The sequence below is a fragment of the Actinopolymorpha sp. B9G3 genome (assembly GCF_040120725.1).
Taxonomy (GTDB): domain Bacteria; phylum Actinomycetota; class Actinomycetes; order Propionibacteriales; family Actinopolymorphaceae; genus Thermasporomyces.
On record NZ_JBEEAB010000053.1, the window covers coordinates 1 to 7,495 of the forward strand.

Consider the following 7,495-nt stretch of genomic DNA (forward strand, 5'->3'; position numbering starts at 1 on the left):
TCAACATCGGCACGATCCTGTCGGTCGGGTTCGAGAAGGTCCTGCTCATGCAAACCCCACTCAACCTAGGAACCTCTGAAGTCATCGACACCTACGTCTACAAAGTCGGCCTCGCCGCCGCCGTACCACAGATCTCCTACGCCGCAGCAATCGGACTCTTCCGTTCCGTCGTAGGCCTCATCCTGCTCGTCCTCGCCAACCAGATCGCACGCCGATTCGCCAGATCCAGCCTCTGGTAAGGCGCCCAGCTACCCGCCCACCCACACCGCGGCCGACTCATCGGAGGGTCATCGACCATGAACGCGCAACTCGCTGCTGGTCCGTTCCAGCCAACCATCGAGTCCCTGGCCGGGTTCGTGGTTCCGGAGTGGTTCCGTGATGCCAAGCTCGGGATCTGGTCGCACTGGGGTCCGCAGTCAGTACCGCGCTTCGGCGACTGGTACGCACGGCACATGTACCGCGAAGGCTCGGCCCAGTACCTCTACCACCTGCGCACCTACGGGCATCCGTCACGCTTCGGATACAAGGATCTCGTCGCACTGTGGAAGGCCGAAAAGTTTGACCCTGAGGCGTTGATGGACCGCTATGTCGCGGCCGGCGCGAAGTACTTCGTCGCCCAGGCGGTGCACCACGACAACTTCCTCAACTACGACTCGGCCCTGCACCGGTGGAACTCCGCCAAGGTCGGCCCTGGCCGCGACATCGTGGCAGGGTGGCGAGACGCCGCCGTCGCACGTGGACTGCGGTTCGGGCTCAGCGAACACCTTGGTGCGTCGTTCAGCTGGTTCGCCACGAACAAGGGCGCGGACGAGAACGGGCCCTACACGGGCGTGCCGTACGACGGATCGGACCCGAGCTACGAAGACCTCTACCTACCCAACCTGGAGCACTACAGCAAGAAGCTCGAGCCCGTCCAAGATCCCTGGTATACGCCCAACACCTGGTGGCACCAACGCTGGCTCGACCTCGTCACCGAGATGATCGACAAGTTCCAACCCGATCTGCTCTACAGCGATGGGCCGCTGCCGTTCGAGTCCGACGGGCACGCAGCAGGCGCGCAGGCCGTCGCCCACCTGTACAACACCAGCGCCGCCACTCATGGCGGGGTCAACCAGGCCGTATACACGCAGAAGACACGTGAGGCGAAGCTGGTGCAGATCGGTGTGTTCGACATCGAGCGCAGCCAGGAACCGGACATCCGGCCCGACCCCTGGCAGACCGACACCTGTGTCGGTGGGTGGTTCTACGACGTGCGCGCACGCTACAAGACCGCCGGCCACGTGCTGGAAATCCTTGTCGACGTCGTCGCCAAGAACGGCAACCTGCTGCTCAACATCCTGCAACAACCCGACGGCACCATCGACGACGAGTGCAGCTTCCTACTCGACGAGATGGCCCGCTGGATCGCGATCTGTGGAGAAGGCATCTTCGGCACCAGCCCCTTCCGAGTCTTCGGTGAAGGACCCAGCCAGGTCATCATCGACCACTTCAGAGAAGACCAGGTTGACTGGACAGCCCAGGACATCCGGTTCACCCAACGCGACAACACCGTGTACGCCTTCCTCATGCGCTGGCCCACCGACGGTTCAGCCCTGATCCGTACCCTCACCCCGGCCGACAACGTGCACGCGGTCCGCCTACTCGGTCACGGCGACACCTCCTGGGAGCAGACCAACGACGGCCTACGTGTGCGGCTACCCCAAGCCGGCCCAACAGGTGAACTCAACTGCCTGGCGGTCCAGCTGGCCTGAACCCACCCTCGTTTGAACTCAACCTTCCAACCGATGAGGTCTCATGCCGCAGATTATTGGTGTCACCGTAGAAGACGTCCGCTTCCCCACGTCGCTCACCGGCGACGGTTCCGACGCGATGAACAAAGACGGAGACTACTCGGCTGCGTATGTGACTCTGCACACCGATGGCATCGACACCGTTGATGCACCGCTTGCCGGTCACGGCCTGACATTCACCATTGGCCGGGGCAACGACATCGTCGTGGCGGCAGCCCAGCAACAGGCGACGCGTCTCGTCGGTTGGGATGTCGATGTGATGGCTGCGGACATGGGCGCGGTATACCGCTTCCTGACCTCGGACTCGCAGTTGCGTTGGCTCGGCCCGGAGAAGGGCGTGATCCACCTCTCGCTGGCCGCCGTGCTGAACGCGTCGTGGGACCTGGTCGCACGCCACGCCGGAAGACCGCTGTGGCAACTGCTCACCGACATGTCTCCAGAACAGCTCGTCGACATCGCGGACCTGCGGTACCTCTCCGATGTGCTGACCCGTGAGGAGGCGATAGACATCCTCCGGAGCAGGGAAGGCACCAAGGACGACCGGGTCGCCGAACTCGCCCGCACCGGCTATCCCGTCTACACCACGTCCGCGGGCTGGCTGGGTTATGGCGACGACAAGTTGCGCAAGCTGTGCAGCGAGGCGGTCGATGCCGGCTACGAGTACGTCAAGCTCAAAGTCGGCGCGGACCTCAGCGACGACATCCGGCGCTGCTCCATTGCGCGGGAGATCATCGGCCCGGATCGCAAGTTGATGATCGACGCCAACCAGGTCTGGGAAGTCGGCCAGGCCGTCGAATGGGTTCAGGCGCTCGCCCGTTTCGAGCCACTGTGGATCGAGGAGCCCACCGGCCCAGACGACATCCTCGGCCACGCGGCCATCCGCCGCGCGGTCGCGCCCATCGGTGTCGCCACCGGCGAACACTGCCACAACCGGGTCATGTTCAAGCAGTTCTTTCAGGCCGACGCCATCGACTTCTGCCAGCTGGATACTGGGCGCCTGGGCAGCATCAACGAGATCGTCGCGGTCCTGCTCCTCGCTGCGAAGTTCAATGTGCCCGTCTGTCCTCATGCGGGCGGCGTCGGACTGTGCGAGATGGTCCAGCACGTGTCCGTGCTCGACTACGTTGCCGTATCGAGCGACCTCACCAACCGCGTCACCGAGTTCGTCGACCACCTGCACGAGCATTTCACCGACCCGTGTGTCGTGCGCGACGGCGGCGCGGGCATCGGATACGTCCTGCCCTCGAGGCCGGGTTACTCCACCCAGCTCCGCGAGAGCTCCGTCACGCAATACCGCTTTCCCGACGGGTCATACTGGGCGTCAGCCGCCGCGTCAACTCTGGTGTCCATCGGCGGCGGTGAGTAGCCGAAGCCCGGCCCGTGGGGGACGGACGTGCGGGCCGTCGGTCTGCTGGGTGTTCGGCTGGTGGCCGCGCGTGCTGATCACGTTCTCGTCGACCTGGACGCCTATTCCGGCGGAGTCTCCGAGAACGAGGGCGCCGTGCTCGATCCGCCGATCAACGGTCACCCCTACCGGTGGCTGAAGGTCCTGCAGTTCGGTCACCAGGTGGTTGGGGATCGAGGTCGCGGCGTGCGTGAGCGCGACGGAGATGTTGCCGATCGGGCTGACCGGGAGGTCATGGGCATGTGCCGTTGCGGCGACTCGCAGGAAGTGGGTCACTCCGCAGGACGCTGATGCCTGGACGATGTCCACCGCTCCCGCCACCAGCAAAGGACGAAACTGCTCGAGTCCGGTGAGATTCTCCCCTGTGGCGACCGAAGCTCGGATCCCGTGCCCGACTGTCGCCAAGCCGTCGACGTCCCAGCGCCGGACGGGCTCCTCGACCCAGACGAGGTCCAGGGTGCGCTCGAGTTCGCTGATGTGACGAACCGCCTGTTTGCGGTTCCAGGACTCGTTCGCGTCGAGCATCAGGCCTGGCCGTTGGCCGCCCCCGGCCTGGCGGAGTACGTCTTGGACGAGGGTCAGCCGTTGCCGGTCCCGCTCGACGTCGAGGCCGCCTTTGAGTTTGGCCGCGAGCAGCCCATGGTCGGCGTAGGTCTGGTAGGTCGCGACCAACTCGTCATCGTTCAGGCCGATGTCGAGACCCGAAGCATAGGCGGGTACGACACGGTCGCGTCCGCCGAGGAGTCGCCACAGGGGCTCGCCGACGGCCTTCGCCTTGATGTCCCACAGAGCGGTGTCGAATGCGCCGATCGTGGAGAAGACAGCTCCCCCGTGACCCGCTTTGAACGTCCGCCGTAACATCCGGTCGTACAGTGCTGTGACGCTGCGCGGGTCCTCGCCTTCGATCGCGGCGAAGATCGTCTCCACTTGCACATGCGAGCCGAACCCGGTGCCAGTGATTCCCTCGTCGGTCTCCACTTGAATGATCGGAACCGAGGTGATCCCGTCGGCGAAGATTCCGTTCGCATCTCCGACGGGCCGTCCCCACTCCTGGACAGTCGTCAGGGTGCGATAGCCGGTGATCTTCATGTCAGCCCTTCATTGATGCGACGGTGACGGCTCGACGATGCGCTGTTGCCTATTCTGGAACGGCCCGAGAGAAGATTCGACGTTGGATCTCCTGCCGGTAGTCCTCGAGGGTGTTGTCGATGTGGTCGGCGGCGGCGCGTGCCGCAGCTTCCGGCTGTCCGTTGCGGATGGCCACGTAGACAGCGGCATGCTCCTCCACCGCCTCCGCGGTATGTCCGCCGAGTGTGCTCTGGAGGCCGATCACATTGGACTGGCTTTGCAGGCGCCGCGCCTCGCGGATCGCGACGGCGAGGAAGAAGTTGTGTGCGGCCGCGGCCACATTGGCGTGGAAGTTGTCGTCGCTGCGTAGCAGCAACTCGCTGTCGCTGGTCTGGTGTGCGGTCCGGTAGTCGTCCACGGCCTGCTCGATTGCTCGCAGCTCGGTCGGAGTGGCTCGTCTCGCGGCGAGCCGGCTCGCCTCCATCTCCAAGGAGCGGCGGAACTCGAAGAGCATGTAGACATGCTCGAGGTCGGTCGGAAGGAAGAACGGGCTGCCGGAGCCGCCGAGCATTCCGGGATCATCGGCCACGTACAACCCTCGTCCCTTCTGCGCGCGGACCCGGCCCAGTGCTGAAAGGATCTTGATTGCCTCGCGGACCACCGTACGGCTTGTGCCGAGGCGTTTGGCGAGCTCGTTCTCGGTGGGCATGCGGTCACCGGGGTGCAGGTCGAGCGTGGTGATCAGCTCCAGTACCCGCTCCGCGGTCACCTCATAGCCGGGCCGGTACGTCGCTGAAGCCGCCGACTCCGTGGGGCGAGGACCTGACGCGGTGGCCACGTCGGACGTGCGCGCTTCGGGATCGGGGTCAGGCGGCGCGCTCTTCGATGGCACCTCATCCAGCACTCGAATCTCTCCTCGCGCAGTGACCATGCCGTCATGCGACAGGTTCCGGTCAGTCTGACATCTACTTCTCTTGATGAGTATGACTTATGCTTCACTCCGAACGCGCCCGCCGCCGCTGGCTAGATCGGGCCAAAATCTGGCTAAGTGCGCGGTGAAGATGCGGCTATGCGGGCAATTCCCCACCACCGCCGGGACGATAGGTAGGCTTATACGGCTGGCACATGGAATAGATACTACTGCTTAACGCCGAGACCACGATCGCCGATTCCAGGCGACCGAAAGATGCATCGCGGCAGGGGTCGCGGCCCTGACAGCAGCCGGCGGGTTCGCCGGCCTTCCGGCGTTGCGGGCGCACGCGGCACCGTCCGCCGGATACGCCCTCGTCGTCGCCCCTACCGGCCGCTGGGCGCGCACGTTGCTTGGTATCTCACAGGAGTTCTGAATCTCGAGGGTTTGGTGATTGGCAATGGCGCTAGGGATGAGACGGCAACCCGCCGCAATGCTGGGGTCCCGCTGGAGTAGACGCGACCTGCTGCGACTTGGCGGACTGACTGCAGCTGCTGGCATGGCAGGTCATGGGTTGACCGGCTGCAACTCGGGAAGTGGCGGCGGTGATGATGTCGAGTTGCAGTTCATGTACTGGGGCTCGAGTTTCGAGCAGAAGGCCGTCAACGCGATGCTCGAGCAGTTCGAGGGCAAGCACGCCGGCGCCTCAGCGAAGCCGCTTTACACGCCGCAGGAGTACGACACGAAGGTCAATACACTGGTGGCGAGCAATCGGGCACCTGACGTGGCGTACATGCTCGCGCCGATGGCTTACCGTCTGGGGGAGCAGGGCAAGCTGGTAAATCTCTTTCCCTACTTGGACAAGCACCCCGAGCTGGCCGACCGGCTGCCCGGCACCTACTTCTGGTACGGCAAGGACAAGTCGTTCGGTACGCAGACGGCCAACGAGGTCGCGCTGCTGTGGTACAACAAGCCGGTGTTCGACGAGGCGGGCGTCGAACATCCGCCAGCGGAGGCCGCAAGTGCCTGGTCGTGGGACGATCTCGTCGAGACTGCCTACAAACTCACCTACGACCAGGAGGGTAGGCGACCCGACGAGACGGGGTTCGATCCCAAACAAGTCCGGCAGTTCGGAGTTTCGGCCAGCGTTCAGTTCGTCCAGACGTGGGAGTGCCTGCTGCGCAGCAACGGCGTCGATGTCGTCGACGAGGCGGGCACCAAGTGCCTGCTCGATACGCCGGAAGCCCTAGAGGTACTGCAGAACCTGCAGGATCTGATGTACGAGCACCGGGTGGCGCCGACACCGGTGCAGCTGGGAAACAACGCCCCGACCACCGCGGTGCAGTTGAAGACAAAACGCATCGCGATGGTGTTCGACGGGCAGTGGATCCTCCTGGACATGGCCCAGAGCGACGTCGACTTCGGCATCGGAGTATTACCGAGCTATCAGGAGCCGAAGACGACGTCGATGGGTAGTCCGTCGGTCATCTTCACAAGCACCAAGCATCTGGACGAGGCCGTGGAGCTCTACCTGTTCCACAACGATCCGGAGAATGTCGATCTGTACAAGAACGGTCTCTGGATGCCCCTGGAGCGCAAGTACTACACCGATCCCGACGCCATCGCCTCGTGGATCGACAACGACGTCCACCCGCCGGAGTACAAGACCGCGGTCGTCGACTACACACTCAACCACGCCACGACCGCATTCAACCAACGCCTGAAGAACATGGACAACATCAACGAGGTGCTGACCCCGGCCCTGCAACGCGTGGAGGGCGGGAAGGAGCCCGTCAAGGACACCATGGCGTCGGTGGTCCCGAAGATCGACGGACTGCTGCAGGGTTGGAATCCGACCCAGGAGCTCTGAGGTCCCGGTGAGACTGACGGGAACACACGCGGCGCTGCCGTCTGGCCGGTGGCCGCTCCAGAGACGGCGTTTGTCGGGACAGGGGCGGCTGGAACGCCGTTGGGGGATCGTCCTGGCGATGCCGGCGGTTCTCGGGTTCGTCATCTTCACGATCGGGCCGATGGTCGCGTCGTTCTTCTTCAGTCTGACCGACTGGACGATCGGCGGGAGTCCGTCGTTCATCGGGGTCGACAACTACCAGACGCTTGCGGGTGATGAGTTGTTCTGGAAGTCGTTGAGCGTGACGACCTATTACACGTTGGGCACGGTGCCGTTGATCCTGGTTCTCGGCTTCATCCTCGCGCTGTTACTCAACCAGCAGGTACGCGGGCTGAGCGTCTGGCGGACGATCTACTACCTTCCGACGTTGGTGCCGGCGGTGGCGAGTGCGGTGTTGTGGATCTGGATCTTCA

General features: G+C 64.0%; 6 protein-coding genes and 1 pseudogene. 5 read left to right on the forward strand and 2 right to left on the reverse strand.

The annotated features are described in order from the left end of the window. The 3 genes and pseudogenes from ABNF93_RS34330 to ABNF93_RS34340 form a co-directional block, all read left to right on the forward strand. A pseudogene (locus ABNF93_RS34330) lies at positions 1-239 on the forward strand (sugar ABC transporter permease); the annotation flags it as partial. A 57-nt stretch (positions 240-296) separates the two neighbouring features. Next, a complete protein-coding gene (locus tag ABNF93_RS34335) occupies positions 297-1,751 on the forward strand; it encodes an alpha-L-fucosidase (RefSeq protein WP_349332439.1) in 1,455 nt (484 codons plus the stop codon). Between the two features lie 43 nt (positions 1,752-1,794). After that, complete coding sequence (locus ABNF93_RS34340; RefSeq protein WP_349332440.1) at positions 1,795-3,156, forward strand: enolase C-terminal domain-like protein; 1,362 nt, start codon at positions 1,795-1,797, stop codon at positions 3,154-3,156. Here the strand turns inward: ABNF93_RS34340 and ABNF93_RS34345 are convergent. Both ABNF93_RS34345 and ABNF93_RS34350 read right to left on the reverse strand, forming a co-directional pair. Next, positions 3,124-4,284 (reverse strand): mandelate racemase/muconate lactonizing enzyme family protein, encoded by a 1,161-nt coding sequence (locus ABNF93_RS34345; RefSeq protein WP_349332441.1) that lies wholly within the window; start codon positions 4,282-4,284, stop codon positions 3,124-3,126. The genes ABNF93_RS34340 and ABNF93_RS34345 overlap by 33 nt on opposite strands. 49 nt (positions 4,285-4,333) lie before the next feature. After that, on the reverse strand, positions 4,334-5,167 hold the full coding sequence (locus tag ABNF93_RS34350) for a FadR/GntR family transcriptional regulator (protein WP_349332442.1): 834 nt from the start codon (positions 5,165-5,167) through the stop codon (positions 4,334-4,336). Between the two features lie 478 nt (positions 5,168-5,645). On the opposite strand from ABNF93_RS34350, the gene ABNF93_RS34355 reads away from it, so the two are divergent. After that, the gene (locus tag ABNF93_RS34355) at positions 5,646-7,043 is read left to right on the forward strand and encodes an ABC transporter substrate-binding protein (protein ID WP_349332443.1); all 1,398 of its coding nucleotides are present in this window, start codon (positions 5,646-5,648) and stop codon (positions 7,041-7,043) included. A gap of 118 nt (positions 7,044-7,161) precedes the next feature. After that, positions 7,162-7,495 (forward strand): carbohydrate ABC transporter permease (locus ABNF93_RS34360; RefSeq protein ID WP_349332444.1); only part of this gene is annotated, 334 nt, incomplete at its 3' end.

Excerpts from the sequence above, each read along its gene's own strand:
- ABNF93_RS34335 (WP_349332439.1), top strand. The coding sequence starts at position 297 with ATGAACGCGCAACTCGCTGCTGGTCCGTTCCAGCCAACCATCGAGTCC.
- ABNF93_RS34340 (WP_349332440.1), top strand. The coding sequence starts at position 1,795 with ATGCCGCAGATTATTGGTGTCACCGTAGAAGACGTCCGCTTCCCCACG.
- ABNF93_RS34345 (WP_349332441.1), bottom strand. The coding sequence starts at position 4,284 with ATGAAGATCACCGGCTATCGCACCCTGACGACTGTCCAGGAGTGGGGA.
- ABNF93_RS34355 (WP_349332443.1), top strand. The coding sequence starts at position 5,646 with ATGAGACGGCAACCCGCCGCAATGCTGGGGTCCCGCTGGAGTAGACGC.